This window comes from Ensifer sp. PDNC004 (assembly GCF_016919405.1).
GTDB lineage: Bacteria > Pseudomonadota > Alphaproteobacteria > Rhizobiales > Rhizobiaceae > Ensifer.
The window spans coordinates 1459371-1481726 of the sequence record NZ_CP070352.1 but is presented as its reverse complement, the minus strand read 5'-3'; the positions used below and the strand labels follow the sequence as shown (position 1 = coordinate 1481726).

General features: G+C 62.7%; 19 protein-coding genes. 6 read left to right on the top strand and 13 right to left on the bottom strand.

Going from position 1 to position 22356, the window contains the following annotated elements; all coding sequences use genetic code 11:
- Together JVX98_RS06515 and pcaF are read left to right on the top strand one after the other, a co-directional pair.
- A complete protein-coding gene (locus JVX98_RS06515) occupies positions 1-783 on the top strand; it encodes a CoA-transferase subunit beta (RefSeq protein ID WP_205236215.1) in 783 nt (260 codons plus the stop codon).
- Positions 783-1988 carry a 3-oxoadipyl-CoA thiolase gene (gene pcaF / locus JVX98_RS06510; protein WP_205236214.1) on the top strand — a complete coding sequence of 402 codons (1206 nt, stop codon included), beginning with the start codon at positions 783-785 and terminating at the stop codon, positions 1986-1988. The genes JVX98_RS06515 and pcaF overlap by 1 nt, the downstream gene beginning before the upstream one ends.
- A gap of 112 nt (positions 1989-2100) precedes the next feature.
- Here the strand turns inward: pcaF and JVX98_RS06505 are convergent, their stop codons facing one another.
- From JVX98_RS06505 to JVX98_RS06445, 13 genes are all read right to left on the bottom strand, one after another.
- Positions 2101-4113 carry a beta-galactosidase gene (locus JVX98_RS06505; protein WP_246764813.1) on the bottom strand — a complete coding sequence of 671 codons (2013 nt, stop codon included), beginning with the start codon at positions 4111-4113 and terminating at the stop codon, positions 2101-2103.
- Between the two features lie 126 nt (positions 4114-4239).
- Positions 4240-5274 carry a LacI family DNA-binding transcriptional regulator gene (locus JVX98_RS06500; protein ID WP_192450395.1) on the bottom strand — a complete coding sequence of 345 codons (1035 nt, stop codon included), beginning with the start codon at positions 5272-5274 and terminating at the stop codon, positions 4240-4242.
- A gap of 29 nt (positions 5275-5303) precedes the next feature.
- Complete coding sequence (locus tag JVX98_RS06495) at positions 5304-7010, bottom strand: amylo-alpha-1,6-glucosidase (protein ID WP_205236212.1); 1707 nt, start codon at positions 7008-7010, stop codon at positions 5304-5306.
- Positions 7011-7014: 4 nt separating this feature from the next.
- On the bottom strand, positions 7015-7827 hold the full coding sequence (locus JVX98_RS06490; RefSeq protein ID WP_205236210.1) for a carbohydrate ABC transporter permease: 813 nt from the start codon (positions 7825-7827) through the stop codon (positions 7015-7017).
- Positions 7820-8773 (bottom strand): carbohydrate ABC transporter permease, encoded by a 954-nt coding sequence (locus tag JVX98_RS06485; protein ID WP_246764812.1) that lies wholly within the window; start codon positions 8771-8773, stop codon positions 7820-7822. Before JVX98_RS06485 ends, JVX98_RS06490 begins: the two co-directional genes overlap by 8 nt.
- Positions 8774-8798: 25 nt before the next feature.
- Positions 8799-10028, bottom strand: a complete 1230-nt coding sequence (locus JVX98_RS06480) for a sugar ABC transporter substrate-binding protein (RefSeq protein ID WP_192450389.1) — start codon at positions 10026-10028, stop codon at positions 8799-8801.
- A 20-nt stretch (positions 10029-10048) separates the two neighbouring features.
- Positions 10049-11197 (bottom strand): ABC transporter ATP-binding protein, encoded by a 1149-nt coding sequence (locus tag JVX98_RS06475; RefSeq protein WP_205236208.1) that lies wholly within the window; start codon positions 11195-11197, stop codon positions 10049-10051.
- A gap of 194 nt (positions 11198-11391) precedes the next feature.
- Entirely contained in the window at positions 11392-14421 is a 3030-nt protein-coding gene (locus JVX98_RS06470) for an aminotransferase class III-fold pyridoxal phosphate-dependent enzyme (protein WP_205236207.1), read from the bottom strand.
- A 13-nt stretch (positions 14422-14434) separates the two neighbouring features.
- Positions 14435-15097 (bottom strand): SDR family oxidoreductase, encoded by a 663-nt coding sequence (locus tag JVX98_RS06465; protein WP_205236205.1) that lies wholly within the window; start codon positions 15095-15097, stop codon positions 14435-14437.
- A 10-nt stretch (positions 15098-15107) separates the two neighbouring features.
- Positions 15108-16763 (bottom strand): amino acid ABC transporter permease, encoded by a 1656-nt coding sequence (locus tag JVX98_RS06460; protein WP_205236204.1) that lies wholly within the window; start codon positions 16761-16763, stop codon positions 15108-15110.
- 78 nt (positions 16764-16841) lie between these two features.
- Positions 16842-17588 (bottom strand): transporter substrate-binding domain-containing protein, encoded by a 747-nt coding sequence (locus JVX98_RS06455; protein WP_192450385.1) that lies wholly within the window; start codon positions 17586-17588, stop codon positions 16842-16844.
- A 19-nt stretch (positions 17589-17607) separates the two neighbouring features.
- Entirely contained in the window at positions 17608-18681 is a 1074-nt protein-coding gene (locus JVX98_RS06450; RefSeq protein ID WP_246764811.1) for a LacI family DNA-binding transcriptional regulator, read from the bottom strand.
- Positions 18682-18858: 177 nt separating this feature from the next.
- Positions 18859-19614, bottom strand: coding sequence for an SDR family NAD(P)-dependent oxidoreductase (locus tag JVX98_RS06445; protein ID WP_192450384.1), 756 nt, complete (start codon positions 19612-19614; stop codon positions 18859-18861).
- Between the two features lie 336 nt (positions 19615-19950).
- On the opposite strand from JVX98_RS06445, the gene JVX98_RS06440 reads away from it, so the two are divergent.
- The 4 genes from JVX98_RS06440 to JVX98_RS06430 all read left to right on the top strand — a co-directional run bounded on the left by JVX98_RS06440 (position 19951) and on the right by JVX98_RS06430 (position 22347).
- Complete coding sequence (locus JVX98_RS06440) at positions 19951-20538, top strand: L,D-transpeptidase (protein WP_192450383.1); 588 nt, start codon at positions 19951-19953, stop codon at positions 20536-20538.
- 189 nt (positions 20539-20727) lie between these two features.
- The gene (locus tag JVX98_RS32235; RefSeq protein WP_082006004.1) at positions 20728-20859 is read left to right on the top strand and encodes an ABC transporter; all 132 of its coding nucleotides are present in this window, start codon (positions 20728-20730) and stop codon (positions 20857-20859) included.
- 144 nt (positions 20860-21003) lie between these two features.
- Positions 21004-21573 carry a hypothetical protein gene (locus tag JVX98_RS06435; RefSeq protein ID WP_043616286.1) on the top strand — a complete coding sequence of 190 codons (570 nt, stop codon included), beginning with the start codon at positions 21004-21006 and terminating at the stop codon, positions 21571-21573.
- 186 nt (positions 21574-21759) lie between these two features.
- Positions 21760-22347, top strand: a complete 588-nt coding sequence (locus JVX98_RS06430) for a protein-S-isoprenylcysteine O-methyltransferase (RefSeq protein WP_205237012.1) — start codon at positions 21760-21762, stop codon at positions 22345-22347.
- The last annotated feature ends 9 nt before the right edge of the window (positions 22348-22356 follow it).

Sequence of the window (22356 nt, the reverse complement as noted above, 5' to 3'; positions counted from 1 at the left end):
ATGAGCGATTTTACCCCCACCGAAATGATGACGATTGCCGCTTCCCGGGCACTTTCCAACGATGACGTCTGCTTTGTCGGCATCGGCGCGCCGTCTGCGGCCTGCAACGTCGCGCGGCTGACGCATGCGCCTGACATCACGCTGATCTACGAGAGCGGCACGGTCGGCACCAAGCCGGACGTGCTGCCGCTATCGATCGGCGACGGCGAGCTTTGCGACACGGCCCTTTTCACCGTCTCGGTGCCGGAGATGTTCCGCTACTGGCTGCAGGGCGGGCGCATCACGACAGGCTTCCTCGGCGGCGCGCAGATCGACAAGTTCGCCAACCTCAACACTACGGTCGTCGGCCCCTATGACCACCCGAAGGTCCGTCTGCCCGGCGGCGGCGGCGCCCCGGAGATCGCCTCCAACTGCGGCCGTATCTTCATCACCATGGCGCTTTCCAAGCGCGGCTTCGTCGAGAAGCTCCCCTTCATCACCTCCATGGGCCATGGCGAAGGCGGTGACCATCGCGAGCGGCTGGGCATGAAAACCAAGGGACCGACGCGCGTCATCACCGATCTCTGCATCCTGGAACCGGACCCGCGGACCAAGGAACTGACCGTCGTCTCGATCCATCCCGGCGTGACGCGCGAGCAGATCGTCGAGAATTGCGGCTGGGCCATCAAGTTCGCCGAAGAAGTGATCGAGACGCCGGCACCGACGGAACTGGAACTCAAGACCCTTCGTGACATCAACGCCCGCACCAAGAAGGCCCACCAGGGCGACAGGGAGGCTGCGTGATGGCCGAGGCTTTCATCTGCGACTATATCCGCACGCCGATCGGGCGTTTCGGCGGCTCGCTTTCCTCCGTCCGAGCCGATGATCTCGGCGCGGTCCCACTTCGCGCGCTGATGGAGCGTAATGCCGATGTCGATTGGGACGCCGTCGACGACGTGATCTTCGGCTGCGCCAACCAGGCGGGAGAGGACAATCGCAACGTTGCGCGCATGTCGCTGCTTCTGGCCGGCCTGCCCGTCGGCGTCACCGGCACGACGATCAACCGGCTCTGCGGCTCCGGCATGGACGCGGTGATCGCGGCAGCGCGTGCCATCAAGTCGGGCGAAGCCGAGCTGATGATCGCCGGCGGGGTCGAGAGCATGTCGCGTGCGCCCTTCGTGATGCCGAAGGCCGATACCGCCTTCTCACGCAATGCCGAAATCTACGACACGACCATCGGCTGGCGCTTCGTCAACCCTGTCATGAAGAAGCAGTACGGCGTCGACTCGATGCCGGAGACCGGCGAAAACGTCGCGGCGGATTTCCATGTCAGCCGCGAGGACCAGGATGCCTTCGCCGTCCGCAGCCAGGCGAAGGCTGCGGCAGCGCAAGCCAATGGCCGGCTGGCGAAGGAGATCGTCTCGGTAACGATCCCGCAGCGAAAAGGCGAGCCCGTGATCGTTGACCGCGACGAGCACCCGCGTGCCACCACGATGGAAGCGCTCGCCAAACTCGGCACGCCCTTCAAAAAGGAAGGCGGCACGGTGACGGCCGGCAATGCCTCCGGCGTCAATGACGGCGCGACGGCACTGATCATCGCCTCGGAAGCGGCGGCGAAGAAATACGGTTTGCGGCCGATCGCACGCATCCTCGGCGGTGCTACCGCCGGCGTACCGCCGCGCATCATGGGCTTCGGCCCAGCCCCAGCATCGAAGAAGTTGATGGCCCGCCTCGGTCTCACGGAGGCCCAGCTCGACGTCATCGAACTCAACGAGGCGTTCGCCTCGCAAGGGCTCGCCACGCTGCGCGACCTCGGCATTGCCGACGACGATCCGCGCGTCAACCGCAACGGCGGTGCGATTGCGCTCGGCCACCCGCTCGGCATGTCCGGCGCCCGCATCACCGGCACGGCAGCACTCGAACTACAGGAGACCGGCGGCCGCTATTCGCTCTCGACCATGTGCATCGGCGTCGGCCAGGGCATCGCGGTGGCGCTCGAACGGGTCTGAGCACGGATACAATTGCCGTCTGAAAAGCAAAGAGCCCAACCTTTTCAAAGGCCGGGCTCTTTGCTTTTGGGGCAAGCCGGTGGGCTGGCAGGCGCTTTAGCCCGCCTCCCGATCACTCCGACCAGATCGCGACGTCGACCGGGCCGAGCTTGCGGCCGCCGACATGGAAGGTTGCGTTGGCAGACGCCGGCACGTCCACGGCGGTCTTGCCGTAGTTGAAAGCGAAGGTGAGCTTGCCGCGGCGGGTGATGCGCAGATCACCGAGATCCGCCAGCGCTTCGACCGAAGCCCAGCCGAGCGCGTCGCCGATCACCTTGTCGAGCAATTCGCCGCGGGCGCCGGTTGCCAGATACCGCGCCTTGTCGTTGCCGACGAGCGCAGGGGCGCCGTTGCGATACTCGCCCTCGAAGGTCGCAAGCACGGTTTCGCTGCTGCGAACCGTCTCGCGCCAGGCACCGGCCGAATAAGTTTCGTTGCCATAGAGCACGCTCTCGGTGTGGAATTCCGGCAACGATTCGACGCGCGCGACGCTGAGGTCGATCAGCGCGGCGAGCGGACCTGGCGGCAGGCCTTCGGGAATATGCATGTCCTTGGTCTTGCTGCCACTGCGCGGTCCGAACAGCACCTTGGCGCCCGATGCCGCAAGCTTATCGACAAAGGCCTGATCCGGGATCACGAGATCGGGTGCCAGCACCAGCTGGTAACCGTCGAGATCCGCGTGCTGGCCGATGATGTCGACATCGACGCCGAGCCTAGCGATGGTCGAATACCAGTCGAGCGCGATCTGCGAGGCCAGGTAAGTACGGCCCTGCGGTAGCGCCCGGGTGGCCCAGCGGGACGTATAGTCGAGCAGGATCGCGACCTTTGCCTTCTCGCGGCGCTCGCCCTTTGGCAGCCGCTTCATCTCCTCGGCCACCTGCGCGACTTCGAGATAGCCCTGGTCCGCCTCGCTGTTTGGAAGCAGCAGGCCGGCATGGAACTGCTCTTGCGCAAACGGCACCTGCCGCCAGCGGAAATAGGAGACCATATCGACACCATGGGCGTAAGCAAGCCAGGTCCAGAGCCTGACCATGCCATCGGCCGGGGACTGGTTGTGCGAGGCCCAGTTCACCGGGCCCGGCTGCTGCTCCATCACCCAGACGCGACCGTTGCCAACGGCGCGGTAGAGGTCGTGGTTGAAAGCCGGCTGGTCGGGATCGCCGACGCGGAGATACCGGCCCTTGTCTTCCGACGAGAGACGGCCGTTGAGCAGCCCGCCCATCGGATAGACGTCCCATGACGCGATATCGATGTCCTCGCCGACCTTGTAATGGTCGAAATCAGTGTTCTGCGACATGAAGTTGTGCGTCACCGGGCGGCCCGGCGAGTGCTTCCGGATGATGTCGACCTGCGCCTTGTTGAAGCTCTTCACCTGGTCGGAGGAGAAGCGGATGTAGTCGACGATATGGGTCGGGCTCGGCTCTTCGACGAGGTTGTTCGGAAGCTCAATCTCAGCGAAGCTCAGATAGTTCATCGCCCAGAAGGCCGTGCCCCAAGCGCGGTTCAGCTCCTCGACCGTGCCATAGCGGGCCTCGAGCCATTCACGGAAAGCGCGCAGCGCCTCGTCGGAATAGCTGTAGATCGTATCGTGGTCGCCGTACTCGTTGTCCGTCTGCCAGGCATGGACAAAGATGTTCTTGCCATAGCGCTCGGCCATAGCCTCGGAGATGCGCGCCGCCTCGATGCGGTAGCGGCGGCTGGAGAAGCAGTAGTGGCGGCGGGCGCCGAACTTGCGCACCACGCCCTTGACGTCGACGGGCAGGATATCCGGATAGCGATCGATCAGCCACTTCGGCGGTGCGGCGGTCGGCGTTCCCAGAATGACCTTAAGACCGGCCTTGCCGAGCACCTCGATCGCGTCGTCCAGCCATTCCCAGTGGAACTCGCCCGGCCGGGGCTCGATCTTCGCCCAGGCAAACTCGCCGATGCGCACCCAGGCAAGGCCGAGCTCGACCATGCGGCGGGCGTCCTCTTCCCATTTTTCGCGCGGCCACTGCTCCGGATAGTAGCAGACGCCGAGTTCCAGCATGTCGGTCTGCTGCTCTTTGGCGTTGAAGCGGTTCGATCTCGTCAGGGGCATGTGCACGGGTACGGTCCTTCGTCATGTCTTACGGCCGGTTGGGTCCGGCCTCGGGTTTTGTCAGTACGGCCTCAAATATAAACGTTTATATTCAAAGGCATGAATGGGCGCCCTGCGCGGGCGCGAAGTTCGTCAACGGTTCGGGTTCAGGCGGTCGTCGCAGCGCTCGATCAGGTTCGGCATGAGCAGCGTCTGCAGCGCCTCCGGCGGCTCGCCCTCCATGCGCCTGAGGATATAGGCGCCGAGCAGGCTGCTCGGCTCGCTGATCGGCAGGTAATAGGTGGTGATCGGCGGCGCGAAATACTGGCTGACATTGAGATCGTCGGTGGCGTTGATCACGGCGTCACGCCCGTGCACCAGGCCACGCTCGTGGAAGCCGGAAAACGCGCCGAGCGCCGAGGCTTCGTTGGCGCAGATATAGGCGGTCGGCGCATTGCTGAGCTCGGACATCGTCAGCACGTTTTCCCGGCCGAAGGCCGGCGTCAGGCGGCCATGGGCGACGAGCGCCGGGTCGTAGGGAAGCCCCGCGACTTCAAGCGCATGTTTGTAGGCTTCGAGCCGGGTGATGCCGTAGCTCAGGTCCGACAGCGGATTGAGCAGCGCGATGCGGCGATGGCCGCGCTCGGTCAGCCGCGCCATCGATACCCGGATCATCTGCTCGTTGTCGGCATCGACATAGGCATGCGGCGCATTGTGAATGCTGGTGCCGTAAGTGACAAACGGGAAATCCGCCGCCTGCATGGTGCGGATGCGCGGATCGTCGGCGCGCGTGCCGGAGATGATGATGCCGTCCGCCTTCTTCAGCGAAACGATCTGCTTGATGACCGCCTGGCTCTCCTCGAAATTCCGGACGGCATAGAGCGAGACGCGATAGGGACTGTCTTCGAGCGCCCAGGAAATGCCGCTCAAGAGCTGGGCGTATTCGACGCCTTCCCATTCATTCTGCTTCGGGCCTGGCGCCGTCATGATGGCTGCGACCTGGTAGGTCTTGCCGGTACGCAACTGCACGCCATGCATGTTCAGTTCATAGCCGACGCGCTCCGCCGCCTCGATCACGATCGCGCGCGTCTCCGGGCGAACCTGAGGCGAATGCTTCAGGGCCTTGGAAACGGTGGCAATGGAAAGCCCCGTCTCCTGCGCGATGGTCTTGATCGTCGGTCTCTGCATGGCGGTTCTGCTCGTCACGGGTTGCTAGATCACGAAGATTTGGTTCGGCTGAGCGATGCCGCCAGCTGAAGATAGACTGCGGATGTCCACGCGAATGCGCGATCGCGAAGGCCCCTCCCCGAGCGCGCGTCGAAGTTTTCGGCCATACCGCTTTTGCTGGCAAGTGAACAGAACTTTTCCGCGACCTCGTTGGCCAGTTCAATCTCCCCTTGCCGGCGCAGACCGTCCCACAGCAGCATCGTCGTCGGCGCCCAGATCGGCCCGCGCCAGTAACCGTCGTCCTCGTAGAAGGAACTCTTCGGGCTTTCGGTCGCCGGACCCCATTCGGTGATGAAACCGCCGGCGACCAGCCGCGCCAGAAGTTTCTCGCGCATCTCGGACGTCAGGCGCGTACCGAGCAGCAGCGGCATGAACTGGATGAGGTTTTCGCCCGGCAGTATCCGCTCCGGATCCGCGGCAAGCCGCGCGCCAAAGGTCTCTCCGGTCCACAGACGCTCAAACAGCAGCGCCTGCAGGTCTGCAGCCTTCTGCCGCCACATCGCCTGGCGGTCCGCGTCGTCTTCGAGAAGATCGGCGAGCGTCTCGCAGGCGAGGATCAGGAAGACTGGCAGGTCCGGCGAGATCACCGGACCGCCCTCGGCAAAGAACGTGGCGTTGTCCCAGCCACTGTCGTTGCCGTGGAAATAGGATGGCAGGCTCACCGCATCCTTGCGGCCATAGGTGAGCCAGTAGTCCACCTGCTTGGCGATCGCGCCACACAGGTAAGCCTTGCGCTCCGCCGTCAGGAAGCCCGGATCGGCAGCAGCGGTCAGCGACACCGCCCAGCCATGCACCGGCGGCTTGGTGAAAGCGAAGAGCACGTCGCGGTCGTTGATGTAATCCGGCAGCAGGCCCGAAGCGTCCTGGTGGTCGAAGATCGCTGCGAACTGGTCGAAGGCGAGATCCTGGTCGAAGGCGGCAACACCGAGCGCGGAAAAGGCGTTGTCCCAGCTCCAGATGTTGATCATGTGGTTCTTGGACATGTAGATCGCCGGACGCGTCAAGGCGCCGCCAGCGGGCACGCCGTTCGCCCAGAGCAGATAGCTCGCCAGCCGGTGCGCCTCGTCCTGACCGGCGACACCGCCGGGGACGCGTTCGTGCCATTCGGCGAATTCGGCCGTCGTATTCGAAAGTGCCTCAGCGAATCGGCCGGGCCGATCCGCCGGCGGCACGGTGCGGAAAAAATCCACATTGCCTTCGAAAATATCAGCGCCCGAGAGGGCGAAGGACACGTCTTCGGAATGATCGCGCTGCCAGGCGCCGGTGACCTTGAGTTCGCCTGCGATCGCGCGCGGAATGAACTTGACGTTTTCGACCGCGGCGACCAGGCAATCCTCACCTTGTGGCGTGCGGTAGACATAGTCGTAGCGCGACCCTTCGAGATGGAAGAGCACGCCGGCCCGCTTGCCCGTTATATGCAGCCGTTCCCCTTCGCCGATGACGAAGCTGACCTCGCCCTCACCGATACGGGCGTCGAGCCGTTCCGGGGAAAGCACGAGCACGGGCGTGACGGTCTCGCCCGCCGCATCGAGAAACTCGACGCGGCAGAGGCGGCCGAGCGACGGCCGCTCGTCACCGCCGGCGACGTGGCGAAGATAAAGCGCCCGCTCGCCATCGCGGCCCGGCACCCGCATCATCGAGAGCGTCAAGAACCGGCCCCTGCGGCTGAAGGGGACAAAGTCGATATCGAACAGCATGCCCTTATCCCTTCACCGACGAGCCGACCGCGCCATCCATGATGTAGCGCTGAGCGACGAAGAAGAGGCCCAGCGGCGGCAGGCAGAGGATGACGGTGATCGCGGCGATTGACGTCACGTCCACCTCGTGCAGGCCCTTGAACATCGAAAGGCCGAGCGTCAGCGTGTACTTCGACTGGTCGTTGAGGAAGATCAACGGGCCGAGATAGTCGTTCCAGGCGTTCATGAAGTGGAACGTGCCGACCAGCACCAGTGCCGGCATCATCAGCGGCAGATGGATGCGCCAGTAGATGTCGAAGGCGTTGGCGCCGTCCATGCGGGCGGCCTCGTCGATCTCCATCGGCACGGTCATGATGTACTGGCGCAAAAGGAACACGAAGAAGGCATCGGCGAAATAGGCGGGAACGATCAAAGGCTTCAGCGTGTTGATCCAGCCGAGCAGGTTGAACTCCATGTAGAGCGGGATCATCTTCACGTCCCACGGGATCATCATGGTGGCGAGCAACAGGATGAACAGCGGGTCGCGGCCGGGGAAGCGGAAACGGGCAAAGCCATAGGCAACCAGCGACGAGGAGATCAACTGGCCGATCGTCGACAGCACCACCACGATCAGCGAGTTGGTGAGATAGGTGCCGAAGGGCTGCTTGTTCCAGGCGGCGGCGAAATTCTCCCAGTGCCATTCGGAGGGCCAGAAGACCGGCGGGAACTGGTAGAGCTCGGCCGAGCTTTTGATCGCTGTCATGAAGGTCCAGTAGAACGGCGCGATGAACAGCGCCGACAGCAGGATCAGCGCGGAATAGAGCAGCGTCTTACGCATTGCGTTCTCCATCGTTCTCGCGGACTTCGCCTTCGTAATAGACCCAGGCGGCCGACCAGCGCATGACGCCGAGGCTGAGCAGCAACACGATGATGAACATCACCCAGGAGCCGGCGGCGGCATAACCCATGTCGAAATACTTGAAGGCGTTGTCGTAGATGTACATGGCGAAGAAATAGGTGGAGCCGAGCGGGCCGCCCTTGGTCAGGAGCAGCGCGATCGTCAGTTGCTGGAAAGCGGAGATGATCGAGGTGATGAAGGTGAAAAGCAGCATCGGCCCAAGCATCGGCAGGGTGATGAACAGCATCTGCGCCCAGCCGGGAACGCCCGAAACGGTCGCTGCTTCATAGAGTTCCTTCGGGATCGCCTTGAGCCCTGTGAGCAGGATCAGCATGGTGCCGCCAAGACCCCAGAGGCTGGCGATGATGATGGCGACGATCGCGAGGTTCGGATCGCCGAGCCAGTTCGGCCCCTCGATGCCGACGAAGGACAGCATGAAGTTCAAAAGCCCGTATTCCCGGCTGTAGATCCAGCTCCAGATCGTCACCAGCGCGACGCCGGAAATGACGCTCGGCAGGTAGAAGGCGGTGCGGAAGAAGCCGCTGGCAAAGGTGATGTTGTGCAGCATCAGCGCCAGAAGGAACGACATGACGATGTTGAACGGCACGTAGATCGCCGCGAACTTGACCGTGATCCAGAGGCTCTCCCAGAATTGCGGATCCTCGAACAGCATCGAACGATAGTTCTCGAGCCCGACGAACGTGCGTTCCCCGACGACCGGCCAGTCGTAGAAGCTCATTGTCAGCGAGAAGACGAGCGGGCCGAGCGTGAAGAACAGGAAGCCCAGGATCCACGGAGAGATGAACAGATAGGCCGCGATGTGGCGGGCGAAAGCCGAGCGCTTGCGCTTGGCCGCTGCCGGCACTGCGGCTGTTGCGTAGGTCATGTCCATCTCCCCGGGCTCCCTTTTCTTACTTGATCAGCCGCTTCGAGCGGGCGACCGCCTCGTCGAGATGCTGCTTGGCATTGCCCTGGTCGATCATCGTCGCCTCGATGGCGCGGGCGAGATTGTCCTGCACCTTGCCCCAGTTGGCGTTCTTCAGGAACGCGTGGGTCTCGGTGTTGGAGGTCGCAAGAATGTCGAAGAACGGCTTGTAGATAGGGTCCTTGGTCATGCCCTTTTCTTCCGCGACGCTCGTGCGCACCGGCAGGTCGTTCTTGCGCATGGCGACGGCTTCAGGCGAGGAGAAGAACTTGACGAACTCCCAGGCGAGGTCCGGATGGGCCGCATCCTTGGCGATCGAGATGGCCGAGACGCCGAGTGCGGAATGGGCGGTCTTGTCACCGAACTTCGGCAGCGGCGCCACGCCGTATTTGATGCCGGAGGCGTCGATGCCGGACTTCGACCACATCGCGCTCTGGAACATGGCGATCTTGCCGCCCTTGAAGAGCGTGCTGCCCGACGTGTCGTCGCCGAGGTTGAGCGTGATCGCTTCCTGCTTCTTGGCCATGTCGCCGAACATGTCGAGCACCTGCGCTGCCGCATCGCTGTTCATGTAGCCGTCGATCTTCTTGCCGTCGTCGGAGATGTATTTGGTGCCGTTCGACCAGAGGAACTGTTCGAAGTCGTACGGATCCGGCTTGGCGTCGACGGCAAAGCCGTAAACCTTGTTCGGCTCGTCACGGAACTTGGCGGCCTTGGCGCGCAGGTCGTCCCAGGTCCAGCCGTCCTTCGGCTCCTCGACGCCGGCCTTGGCGAACATGTCCTTGTTGTAGAACACCACCTGCGTGGTGAAGCCCGAGGGCATGCCGTAGGTCTTGCCCTCGACACGAACCGTGTTCATCAGGCCTTGCGGGAAATCGTCCGGCTTGATCTCGGCCGCATCCTTGGCGATCAGATCGTCGAGCGGCTTCAGCGACGTGTAGTATTGCGGGAAGTTCCACATATACATGACATCGGGCGGGTTGCCGGCGCCGAAGGCGGCGATCAGCTTCTGATCGTAGCCATCTGCGTAGGGCTCGACCTGGACCTTCACGCCCGGGTGCTTTTCCTCGAACTTCTTGGCGATTTCCTGCTGGATCGCCAGGCTTTCATCCGTGTCCCAGGTCGCAAAGCGCAAGATCTCTTCCGCGCGGGCCGTTGCGGTTCCGGCCATCGCCAGAACCATCAGCGAGCCGATAATCGACTTCCTGTTGAGCATGTTTCTCCTCCTCCTTCGGGTTACGCGACCCGCTTTGCCTTTTCCTGATTGATGAGCGCCTGCGTCTCGACATCGAGACGCCGCGCAACCGCCTGGCCCTCGCCGTCGAACAGATGGCAATGCTCGGCCGGCAGACGCAGATGCACGCGCTCGCGGGCGGAAACCGGATGCGTGCCGCGCACGACCGCGGTCATGTCGCCACCATTCTGAAGGCTGATATGGACGTGGCTTTCGGTACCGAGCCGCTCGACCAGGCGGACGTCGCCGACAAGATGGCCCTCCTCGGCGGACACCAGCTCGATCTTGTCCGGACGAATGCCGAGCGTCACCGCCTTGGGCTTTGCGATCGGTGTGGCCGAGAGCATTTCGAGCGCGAGCGGATGGGCAAGACCGCCGCCGTTGAGCGTCACCGCCGTATCGACCTGCGATGTCACTTCTGTTGTCACGAAGTTCATGCGCGGCGAGCCGATGAAGCCGGCGACGAACAGGTTGGCCGGCTGATAGAAGAGTTCGAGCGGCGTGCCGAACTGGCTGACCTTGCCCTTGTCGAGCACCACGACACGGTCAGACAGCGTCATCGCCTCGACCTGGTCGTGGGTCACATAGATCATGGTCACGCCGAGGCGCTCGTGCAGCGCTGCGAGCTCGACGCGCATGGTGACGCGAAGCCCGGCATCGAGGTTCGACAGCGGCTCGTCGAGCAGGAAGAGCTTCGGCTCACGCACGATCGCGCGGCCGATCGCCACGCGCTGACGCTGGCCGCCGGAGAGCTGGCGCGGCTTGCGAGCGAGCAGTTCCTTGATGCGCAGGATGTCGGCAGCGTTGTCGACACGGCGCTCGATCTCGTCGCGCTTCATGCCGTTCAGGGCTAGGCCGAAGGACAGGTTCTTGCGCACGTTCATGTGCGGATAGAGCGCGTAGTTCTGGAAGACCATGGCGATATCGCGCTTGGCCGAGGCGACGTCGGTGATGTCACGCTCACCCAGATGGATCGAGCCGCCATCGAGATCCTCGAGGCCGGCGATGGAGCGCAGCAGCGTGCTCTTGCCGCAGCCCGAGGGCCCAAGGAAGCAGACGAACTCGCCGTCGGCGATATCGAGGTTGATACCCTTCAAGACTTCGAGCGAACCAAAGCCTTTGCGCAAATTGTCGATGCGGATCGCTGCCAACGGGCCCTCCCTGCCGGCGGAGCACTGCTACGGCCATCGGCCGAGTTGCAGCACCAAGTTAAACGTTTATATATACGATAAAAACGTTTAACTTTCTTGTAAAGCGGAAAATAGCATTGATCCGATTTTGCTGTTGAGAGCAGCGGGCAATGACAAAACGGCCGCCCGGAGGCGGCCGTTTTTGGTCTTTTGTCTCAGACGCTTAGACGCTGAAGCGTATCGTCCAGCGCATTGAGGAAGCGGTCGCAATCCTCGGCGCTGAAGGGCGCCGGCGGCTTTACCTTCAGCACATTGTGGTGCGGTCCCTCGCTGCTCAAGAGAATGCGGTGCTTGCGCTTCATCTCGGCAATGACGAAATCGAGCTCACGCGCCGCCGGCTCCAGCGTCTCGCGGTTGCGCACCAGCTCGATGCCGTTGAAGAGGCCGTGCCCCCTGACATCGCCGATAATCGCGTGCTTTTGAGCGAGTGCCCGTGCGCCGTCCATCAGCCGGTCGCCGACGACGCGGCAATGGTGCATCAGCCGCTCGTCGCGGATGACGTCGAGCACCGCAAGGCCGATCTCGGCCGAAACCGGATTGCCGCCGAAGGTGTTGAAATACTCCATGCCGTTGGCAAACGAGGCGGCGATCGCCTCGGTCGTGACGACGGCGGCCATCGGGTGGCCGTTGCCGATCGGCTTGCCCATGGTGACGATATCGGGCGTAACGCCCTGCAACTCGTGCGCCCACATGTGGCTGCCGACGCGACCGAAGCCGACCTGCACCTCATCGGCAAGGCAGAGGCCGCCGGCCGCGCGCACATGCGCATAGGCTTCGCGCAGATACCCGTCCGGCAACGACAGCTGACCGCCGGTGCCGAGAATGCCCTCGCTGAAAAACAGCGCCGGACGACGGCCCTCGGCGGCAAGGGCCGCCACCTGGCTACGCACGTCCTCGGCATACTTCCGGCCGGCATCCGCGTCGCCATAACGATAGCGCCCGCGATAGAGATCCGGCATTTCGGCGACCTTCACATGCGCCGCCTGCCCCTCGCCGCCCTTGCCGGCGAACTTGTAGGGGCTGACGTCGATCAGGCTCGACAGATGGCCGTGATAGGCGTGGTCGACGGTGATGATGTCGCGGTTGCCGGTATAGGCACGCGCCAGGCGGATCGCGAGGTCGTTCGCCTCGCTGCCGGAATTGACGAAGAAGCAGACGTTGAGCGGGTCCGGGAACTGCGCGGCGAGCCGACGGGAGTATTCGACCAACGAATCGTGCAGATAGCGCGAATTGGTGTTGAGCTTACTCATCTGCGCCTGCGCTGCCTTGACGACGCGCGGGTGGCAATGGCCGACGTGGCAGACATTGTTGACCATGTCGAGCCAGCGCGTGCCGTCCTCGTCGATCAGATGCGCGCCCTCGCCGCCAACGATCTTCAAGGGGGTGGCGCTATAGGCGATGCTCAACGACCGGCCGATGCGGCGATGACGCTCTCGGACCAGGAATTGCTTGTCGCGCGGCACGATCACCGAGACCGGAACCGAAAGGCCAAGCACGACGCTCGGATCCGGGCTCACCTCGCGCCAGACCTGCCATTGGTCACCCACGCCGACGCCGTGCATCTGCCCAGCAAGGCCGAGATGATCGGTAACGACCTGGAAATGCAGATGCGGCGCCCAGTTGCCGTTTTCGTCAGCGGAACCGAAGGTGGCAAAAACTTCGCCCTTGGCGATCGCCTGCCCGTCGGTGAGCTTGGCAACGCTGTCGCGTGACAGGTGACCGTAAAGCGTCCAGAAGCGAACACCGTTTTCGATCTCGTGTTCCAGCAGAACGGTCGGACCGAAACCAAAGGCGACCGCGTCGTCGTGAATGAAGGCGACCGTGCCGGCGAAGGGCGCCGAGACCGGCTCGCCTGCCGGCGCGAAGATGTCGACGCCGAGATGCACCGAGCGCCGTGCGCCCTCGACCGATGTCTCGTAAGCGTCACCCTGATAGATGCCGCGATCCTCGCCGTAAATACCGATGCCGAAGGCGGCACGCTCGCTGCCGATCTGGGCCATGATGCGGGCTTCGGCTTCCGCCGCGTCGAGGTTTGCCCATTGCGCGGCTTCAGGTCCCGAGGCGGAGAAATCGAACACCGTCACCTTCGGCTTTTTGACCGAGGGCTGAACGATCGGCGCGAAGTCATGCGCGTTCTTTTCGAGCCAGCGAACGACGGCGGCGGCCTGCGGGATCGGTGCGAAACCGCAGGCGTCGCGGATGCGCGCGATGGCGATTGCACGGTTTTCGCCCTGCAGGCGATTGAGTTCGCGCCAGACATCCTCCTGGCTGACGAGCAGATAGGTATTTTCGGGATTGTCGCGGATCTGCTTTGCCGCCATGCAAATGCTGACGGCGTAGCGGGTCATGACCAGATCGAAGACCAGTTCGACTTCCGCCTCGCTCAACGGATTGACCTGGTGGTAGGCACCGGCAAGGGCTGCGACCGTGCCGACCGGATCGGCAGCCCCGATCAGCGCATAGGCGGAAGCGACCGCGATCTCGATCACCCGCCAGGTCTCGACCATATCGCCGAAGTCGAGCAGGCCGCTGACCGTTCCGTCCTTGTCGAGCAGCACGTTATAGTCGTTGGCGTCGTTGTGAATGACCTGCATCGGGCACGACGCCAGACGCGGAAGCACCGCCGCGGCAAAGCGGTCGAGGATCGCATCGACCGCTTCGCGCTTGTCGTCACCGCCGATCAGCTCCACATGCTTGCGGTGCATGTCGGCGCGGCCGATGTCCCAGGCATAGAGCCGCTTGGCACCGGCATGGGAAAAATCTTCAAGGCTGCGATCAAGTCCGGCGAGCAGGCGCCCGAGGCTTTCGGCGCTTGCCGTATCGCGCCGCGGCGCCTTCGCCCAGATATCGCCCGGCAGCCAGGAGAGAAGCCGTGCGGTGCGCGGACCCCGAAGTTCGATCCGGCTGGTGACACCGCCTGAACGATCACAAAACGCCCTCGAGACCGGCAGGCCCGATGCCTTGGCCGCGAGGTGTTCGAGCACAGCCACCTGCATGTCCAGTTCGTCCGCATCGCCGGCGGCGTGCAGTTTCAGCAGGTATTCCTGGCCATCGGCGGCGGAGACGCGATAGTTGAGATCGTGCTCGCCCGGTAGCGGCGACAGGCTCGCCTCGATGCCGTAGGTCTCGGTGAGCCAGGCCCGGATCGTCGCCATTTCCTGCTCGGTTCTCAAATCTCTGTCCATATTCACTGTCCTGTCACCACGAAACCCGGCGCCCGTCATAGGCGCGGAAACTGCCGCTATCGGCCAAACCTGTGCGGTCGATGATCGCCTTCAACCCGGTCGCACTTTGAGCCACCGAAACGACGGCCTCGCTGCCGCCCATGTCCGTCTGCACCCAGCCCGGATGCAGCGAAACGACGGAAATCCCGTCGCGCTTCAGATCCTGGGCAAGCTTGACCGTCGCCATGTTCAGCGCCGCCTTGGAGCAGCGGTAGGCATAGTCGCCGTCATCATCGTCGAGCGTGCCTTCGGCGAGCGACCCGGCCCGGCTGCTGATATTGGCGACGACAGGCTGTTTGCCGGCGCACAGGTTCGGAAGCAGCGCCCGCGTCACCAAGAGCGGCGCCAGCGCATTGACGCGCATCACGTCGAGAAAATCGCCCGGTTCAAGCGTCGCAAGGCCCCCGACATCGCCGCGCACGGCCGCGTTGTTGATCAGCAGGTCGATCGCAACGCCCTGGAGCGACCGCCCAAGGGCGTCGATCGATGCCGCATCGGCAACATCGAGCGCCAGCCGTTCCGTCGAACCTTCGCTCGAGATCGGCCTCCGCTGGCAGGCAATCACCCGCCAGCCGTCTTCGACGTAAAGCCGCGCGAGTTCCGCGCCGAGGCCGCGGGAGGTTCCCGTGATCAACACCGTGCGGGGTCTAGCGGTGCTTGATGTCATATTTCCGCTCGACCATGTTGACGAGGCTGGCGGCAGCCAGCGTCAGGAAGATGTAGAAGATCGCCGCCGAGTTGTAGGGTGCAAACGGCAGGAAGCTTGCCGATTGGAACTCGCGCATGCGCTGGGTGATGTCGCGGATCGACAGGATCGACAAGAGCGACGTGTCTTTGAGGATCGCGATCAGTTCGTTGCCGAGCGGCGGAATGATGATGCGGAAGGCCTGCGGCAGCACGACGAGGCGCGCCGTCTGCCAGCGGTTGAGACCGATGCTGCGCGCCGCCTCTATCTGGCCGACCGGGATCGCGTTGATGCCCGAGCGGAAGATTTCGGCGAGATAGGCCGAATAGGCGAGCGCCATGGCGACGATGCCGCGCATCAGGTTTGGTGGATCGAGCACGCCTTGTGTCGCGTCCTTGAGCGCCCCGCTTAAGGGCAAGCCCACATAGAGCACGATCACCAGCATGGGGATGCCGCGGATCGTATCGACGATGAACTCCGAGCCGATCGCCAGCGGATGGCGCTGATGCAGATAGCCGCCGAAGGTCAAGAGACCAAGTATGATCGCAAGCACGGCGACGGTGACACCGGCGGCACGATCGCGATCGTTCAGCGCCTCGGTCTTCCAGAGGACGGGCATGTCGGCGGGCGCGGAAGCGGCCGGCAGCAGGGCACCTGAAACGCCCTCACCCTTGGCAATCGAGGCGAGCGCCTCGGCCGGGCCGACGAAGGTGCGCACCGGCGTTTCCGTCTGCGGCGCACCGTCATACTGGCCGAAGCGCACCGCGCTGATCAGGCCCGCCGGCGTGTTGGTGACGATGCCGACCTTGCCCTCAAGCGTGCCGGCGAGCACGTAGGTGTCGCGCGGCTGCATCAGGAACCAGCCGGCCGCAACCGCCAGCACAAGGGTGGCAATGGCAAAATAGAGGCTGGTTCTAACTGTTGAATGCAGTTGCAGCAGCCCGACCCAGACAAGACCCATGAGCGCCGCCAGGATATAGGCGGCGATCGCGGCGCGGATGGTGGTCGCGACCCCGGCCGCAAAGGCGATATGGGCGAAGAAGAAGACGAAAACCAAACCGGCGCCATTGGTGAGACCAAGGATCCAGCGGGCGACGCGACGCGCCTTTCCGTCGGAAGGGGCATCCGGACGGCCGCTCAGGAAATGAAGCCCGAGGCCGATCAGCGTGACGGCGAGATAGGCGGGGAACAGCCAGGCTTCGACGCCCTGCACCATCAGGTCCGCGGCTTCCGTCAACTGCCGGGGCGTCACGCCCTTGACGATCAGCGTCGACTTGAACGGATCGACGCCGTTGGCGACGACGGATGCGATGAAGGGGTGGATGTTGTGGCCGATGACGAGAACGGCGGCGGCAGCCAGATTGAGCAGCGCCGCAACGTTCGCAAGCCGCGGGCGCGGCGCCTTGGCGCGCGAGAACACGAGCACGGCGATGCCCGAGGTAAACGCGATCGCGAGCGCCAGAAAGCCCGGCACGAAGGCCGACGAGCCGTTCTCGACACCGAGAATCGCCCGCAGCGAGCGCTGATAGTCGCCGGAGGAGATGAACAGATAGATGATGAAGGGCAGCGCGGTCAGGATGATCAGATTGCTCGGACGCACGCTTCTCAGGAACGACATTCATTCCTCCGGGGCACAGGACAGACAAACAGACGACCCGGAGCGCGGCACGCTCCGGATCCGATCGATTTCAAAGGCTTACTTGAGGCCCCAGTATTTGCTGATCAGCTGGTCGAGCGTGCCGTCGTCCTTGATCATCTTCAGGCCTTCGTTGAAGGCCGCGACGTTTTCGTCGCCCTTGCGGAAGACGAGGCCGAGCGGATCGGATTCGAGATCCTTGATGGCAACGACGAGCTCGCCCGCGAACTCGCGCTCGTAGGCAGCCGCATTGGCGCCGTTGATGACGACGCCGTCGACGTCCTTGTTCTTGAGCGCGATGATCGCGGCGCTGAACGTGTCGTAGGCGGCGACGTTCTCCTTGCCGACGACGCTTTCGGCAACCTGGGCGTCGGTGGTGTTGGCCTGGGCCGAAAGCTTCCTGCCGGCGTCCTTGAAGGCGTCGAGCGTGATGCCCTGGTCGTCAGCACGCATCAGCACGGCCTGACTGTTGACGATGTAAGGGTCGGAAAAGTCCATCGCCTTCTTGCGTTCCTCGGTGATCGAGACGCCCGATGCGACAAGGTCGAAGCTGCCCTGGTCGAGGGCTGCGAAGATGCCGTCCCAGCCGGTGGTGATGAATTCGGCCTGGCAGTTGATCTTGGCGCAGACGGCATTGACGACATCGACGTCGAAGCCGACGACCTGTCCGGTTGCCGGATCGATGCTTTCCATCGGCGGCGAGGTCGTGTCGGAGCCGACCTTCAAGAGCTTGCCGCCGAGATCGGCGGCGTGCGATACGCTCGAAGCAAGGGCCGCAATGGCCAGGGCAATCATCAGTTTTTTCATGGTTCTCCTCCTTGGATGATTAGTTTTGGATTAGACGGCCGCCGAGATTGTCGGGTTGGCGCTCAATCAGCGTCGGCCGGAAGACCTGCCTCAGCACCTTGGGGTCCTCCCCCTCCATACGGCGCAGCAGGAATTGACCGAGCGTGCGACCAAGCACCTCGATCGGCTGATAGAAAGTGGTGATCGGTGGCGTGAAATAGGCGCTGACATTGATGTCGTCATAGGCGATGACATCGACATCGACGCCGACCTGGCGCCCGAGGCTGCCGAGGCCCGAGAGCACGCCGAGCGTGGTGGATTCGTTGATGCAGACGAAGGCGGTCGGCGCGTCGTCGAATTGCAGGAAATCGGTCACCGTCTTCCGTCCGAAATGGGTCGAGAGATCACCCTCGGCAATCAGATCCGTCGGGGTTTCCAGGCCGACCTCGCGAAACGCCCGGACAAAGCCGTCGATCCTGTCGAGCGCGTAGGAAAGCCGCCGTTCCGGATTGACCAGCGCGATCCGCCGGTGGCCGCCGGCGATCAGCCGCGCGGTCGCCGCATGCGCGGCCCATTCGTTGTCGATGTCGACATGGGCATAGTCGAGATCCCCGCGGCAACGTCCCATCGAGACGAAGGGGAAATCCTCGCCGACGAGCAGATCGATGCGCGGATCGTCGGCGAGGATGCCGGAGAAGATCAGCCCGTCGGCAAGCCCCTGGTCGACGATGCGGCGCGCCGCATCCGCGCCATCGGCGGCATCGCGGATGACATGCACGGACATGCGGTAGTCGGTGCCTTCGAGCGCCTGACTGATGCCGCTCAGGGTCTGGGTGTATTCGACGCCGTCCCATTCATAGTCGCGCGCCGCGGTCACCGGCATCAGCACGGCCGCCTGAAAACTCTTGCCGGTGCGAAGCGCCATGCCGCGAGCGTTGGCTTGGTAGCCGACTTCGCGTGCCGCCTTGTAGATGATGTCTCTGGTCGCGGGCGCAACCACGGGCGATTCACGCAGGGCCTTGGAGATCGTGGCAATGGAATAGCCGGTCATCTCCGCCAGGGTCTTGATCGTCGGCGTCGGTGTGCGTCGCGCCCTGTGCATCTCAGCCGCCATGCACCCTCCCAGGCTTAGGCCTTCTCCTGGAGACCAGAGGTAACAGCCAATAAAAACGTTTTCAAGAAAAATAAAAACGTTTTTATTCCTGTCACACAGCAAACGCTACGCGACGCCGGACGCGCGTCTGCGCGCCCTGAACAACGGGAGGGGTTGGAACGGTGCGTGCGCGGCCCGCTAGTGAGCGGTGTAGGCGCCATCGACGAGGTGAACGCTTCCCGTGATGAAGCTTGCCTGTTCCGACAACAGGAAACAGATCAGGGCCGCCACTTCCTGCGGCGTGCCACGGCGTCCCATCGGCTGCAGCGACATCATACGCCGGCTGCTGGACACGTCGGCATTTTCGCCCGATAGCGGCGTGTCGATCCAGCCGGGCGCCACCGCATTGATGCGGATACCGCTACGGGCGTACTCGATCGCAGCGGCCTTCGTCAGCCCGACCACAGCGTGCTTGGCCGCCGTGTAGGCGGCGGCTGTCGGCAGAGCGACGGAACCGAGAATGGACGTCGTGTTTACGATCGCGCCGCCACCCTGCGCCGCCATGGCCGCGATCTCGTATTTCATGCAATAGAAAACGCCGTGAAGGTTGACGTCCATCAGCGCGTGCCAGCTGTCGATTGGATAGTCGGCGGTTGCCTTGCGCACGCCGTCGATCCCGGCATTGTTGACTGCGAGATGCAGGCCACCACAGGTCTGAACGGCGTAGTTCACCAGCTTTTCGACGGCGGCAGAATCGGCGACATCAAGCGCGACGTGATGGGCCTTGCCTCCATTCGCGCAAATATCTTCGACGACGAGACGCACTGCGTCGGCATCGACATCGGCAGCAATGACTTCCGCGCCCTCGGCCGCGAGTTGCCGGCATACGGCCGCGCCGATTCCTGAACCGGCGCCGGTCACCACAGCGACTTTGCCAGTGAAGCCTAAATTCATACCGTCATTTCCAGTTGTCACGCTCGACCAACCGAGCGTGTGCGACATCGCAAATCATTTCATGCATTCGATGCGAGGCACAGATTTATCGACCCACCGTCCACAGAAAGACGCGAAAAACACCAGCACTTTTAATGAGATTTCCGAGAACGATCCAGATTCGTCCGCACGAATACATCACTCTTGCGCAGACTTTCCCGCGGAACGTGCATAAATATCTCCTGTCCCGACCGCATAGGCTGACGCATGGTTTAGTTTGACTGATCGGAACTTTGCCGGCAAATATTGTAATGCTAAAAGCGAGTCGGGGTGTACCATTTTTCTCAGCAGGTAAAGATGGACAATCAGCGCATTACTCGAAGAGCCCTGTTCATCAGCAGCCTTGGCTTGCTGGCCGGGTGCAGTTCAAGCTGGCAGGGCGTTTCGTTCCCATCGCTGTACGGTGGCACACCGGGTGTGGATCCACGCTACCGAAAGAGACACGTCCGGTACGACGGCAAAGAACCGGCCGGAACAATCCTCGTCGATACATCGCAACGCTACCTCTATTCGATCGAAAACGGCGGATGGGCGATGCGTTACGGGATCGGCGTCGGGCAGGAAGGGCTCACACTCAAAGGGCGAGCCATCGTCGGTCGCAAGGCTGAGTGGCCATCATGGACGCCGACCGCAAGCATGATCCGACGCAAACCGGAACTGGCGCAATACGCCGGCGGCGTTACAGGCGGCCCTCACAACCCTTTGGGCGCGTCGGCTCTATACCTTTATCGCAACGGCCAGGACACCAAGTTCCGGCTCCACGGCACGAATGCACCCTGGACTATAGGACAGGCAGTTTCGAACGGCTGCATACGTCTAACCAATGATGACATAGTCGATCTCTACGCACGGACACCAGTTGGAACTCCGGTATTGATCATTTGATAACGTACGCTATCTCCCTTCCGTATTGGAGTAGGGCGGGAATGTTCCGAAACACAGTTTGGATTTTGGTAACGATAAAGCGGACAGGGAGTGTGCTCTTTCCGCACTAGGCCGAATCGTGAATTGCTACTAATACTGTAATCGTTGCCTTCGAATAACCATTCCGACCACAGAGGAAAGGACATATTGATGAGCAGAATCCTAATCGTTACAGTTGCGTTGCTTTCCGTCGCCAGCCTCGCGGCGTGCGGAACCATCGGCAAAGGCAAAGGCAAGGCCCCGCCACCCGTGGCGGCAGAACCGGCGCCCGTTTACAAATAATTCTGACCTTGGTTCGGGGAGGACCATCGTCCTCCCCGCCCTGTCTGATCGTGGCCAGCCCGGCCACTCGTAGGGGTGCGCGGACCGAAAGCCGTAAGTGGCATTCTCGTGTGCTCATCAGAATTCGGGAAAGATGGCGCAGGAATGATGCGTTCACGAGGTCTTATTTCGTTCGCCGTATTGGCCACAATGGCGCTCACGGCGTGTCAATCGCAGGATAAGGGCCCACAGCCGCGGTTTGTCTCAAGCTATGCGGGCACATCGCAACAGAGCAATCAGGGCTACTTCATCGAGTTCCGCTCTCGTTATGCGCTCAGCTACGGGCACTCCTATGTAATTTTCGGCCAGCTCAGCAAGTCGGGAGCAATGGTCAATCCGGAAGTTGCGGGGCTTGCACCCGCCACAAGCGATACCGCCCCCTATGTTATTGGCCACCTTCTGCCGGTTCCGGCCGAAACTGGCGCCAGCGACGGCGACCTGGAGGAACAATACAGGTCCGCGAGCTGGCGCGTCATGTTGACGGAAGCGCAATATCGCGACGTCGTTGCCAAAATCCGGAAGCTCAAGTCCGAAGCCCGCTTCTGGCAGGCGTCGATCTACAACTGCAACGCTTTCGTTGCCGACATCGCGCGATCCATGGGTTACAAGACACCTGGCATCTGGCTAAGGCCGCAGCAGTTCATCACGCGGCTGCGAGAGATGAACGGCGGCTAGCGGGCGAGCGCGCCACGCCACGCCTGACCAGGCACAAGGAAACGCCTTCATCGCCCGGCAACGGTGTTCTCGACCGCTGCGGTTTTATTGCCTTGTCAGGTCCGAGCGACGCATGGCAGTCTCGTGCGTGATTGCCACCTGCGGACCAGCATCCGCACAAAAGAGCTTGGGTGAGCCAACGTGAACATGTCTGCCGCTTCCATCGGCGAAATCGTCTGGGTCGTGGGCATCATTGCCTGGTATGTCGTCCGTTACCCGTTCGAACGCCGCGCAAGGCGTGTGCGGGTGATGAGCAACCGTCGATCGACGACCGATACGATTGGCCTGGCTGCTGCTTCGCTCGGCCTTGCCATTGTGCCGGCACTCTATGTGGCGACGGGAATTCCGAGATTTGCCGACTACGTCGCCCAACCTTGGCTGGTCGGGCTTGGGGCGTTCGTGTTCGCCGCCGCGATCTGGACCTTCCGTCGAACGCATAAGGAACTCGGCCGCAACTGGTCCATTTCGCTGGAAATTCGCGAAAAACACAAGCTGATCAGCACGGGCCCTTACGCCACCGTCCGCCACCCGATGTATACGAGCTTCCTGCTTATGGGACTCGGCCAGATGCTGCTGCTGTCGAACTGGATGGTCGGACTTGCGGGGCTTGTTGGTTTCGCTGTTCTTTTCTTCCTGCGCGTGGGCAAGGAGGAGCGCCTGATGCTGGAATTCTTCGGGCCCGAATATCGCGACTACATGGACAGGACGAAGCGAATTATACCCTATATCTACTAGAGGTGGCAC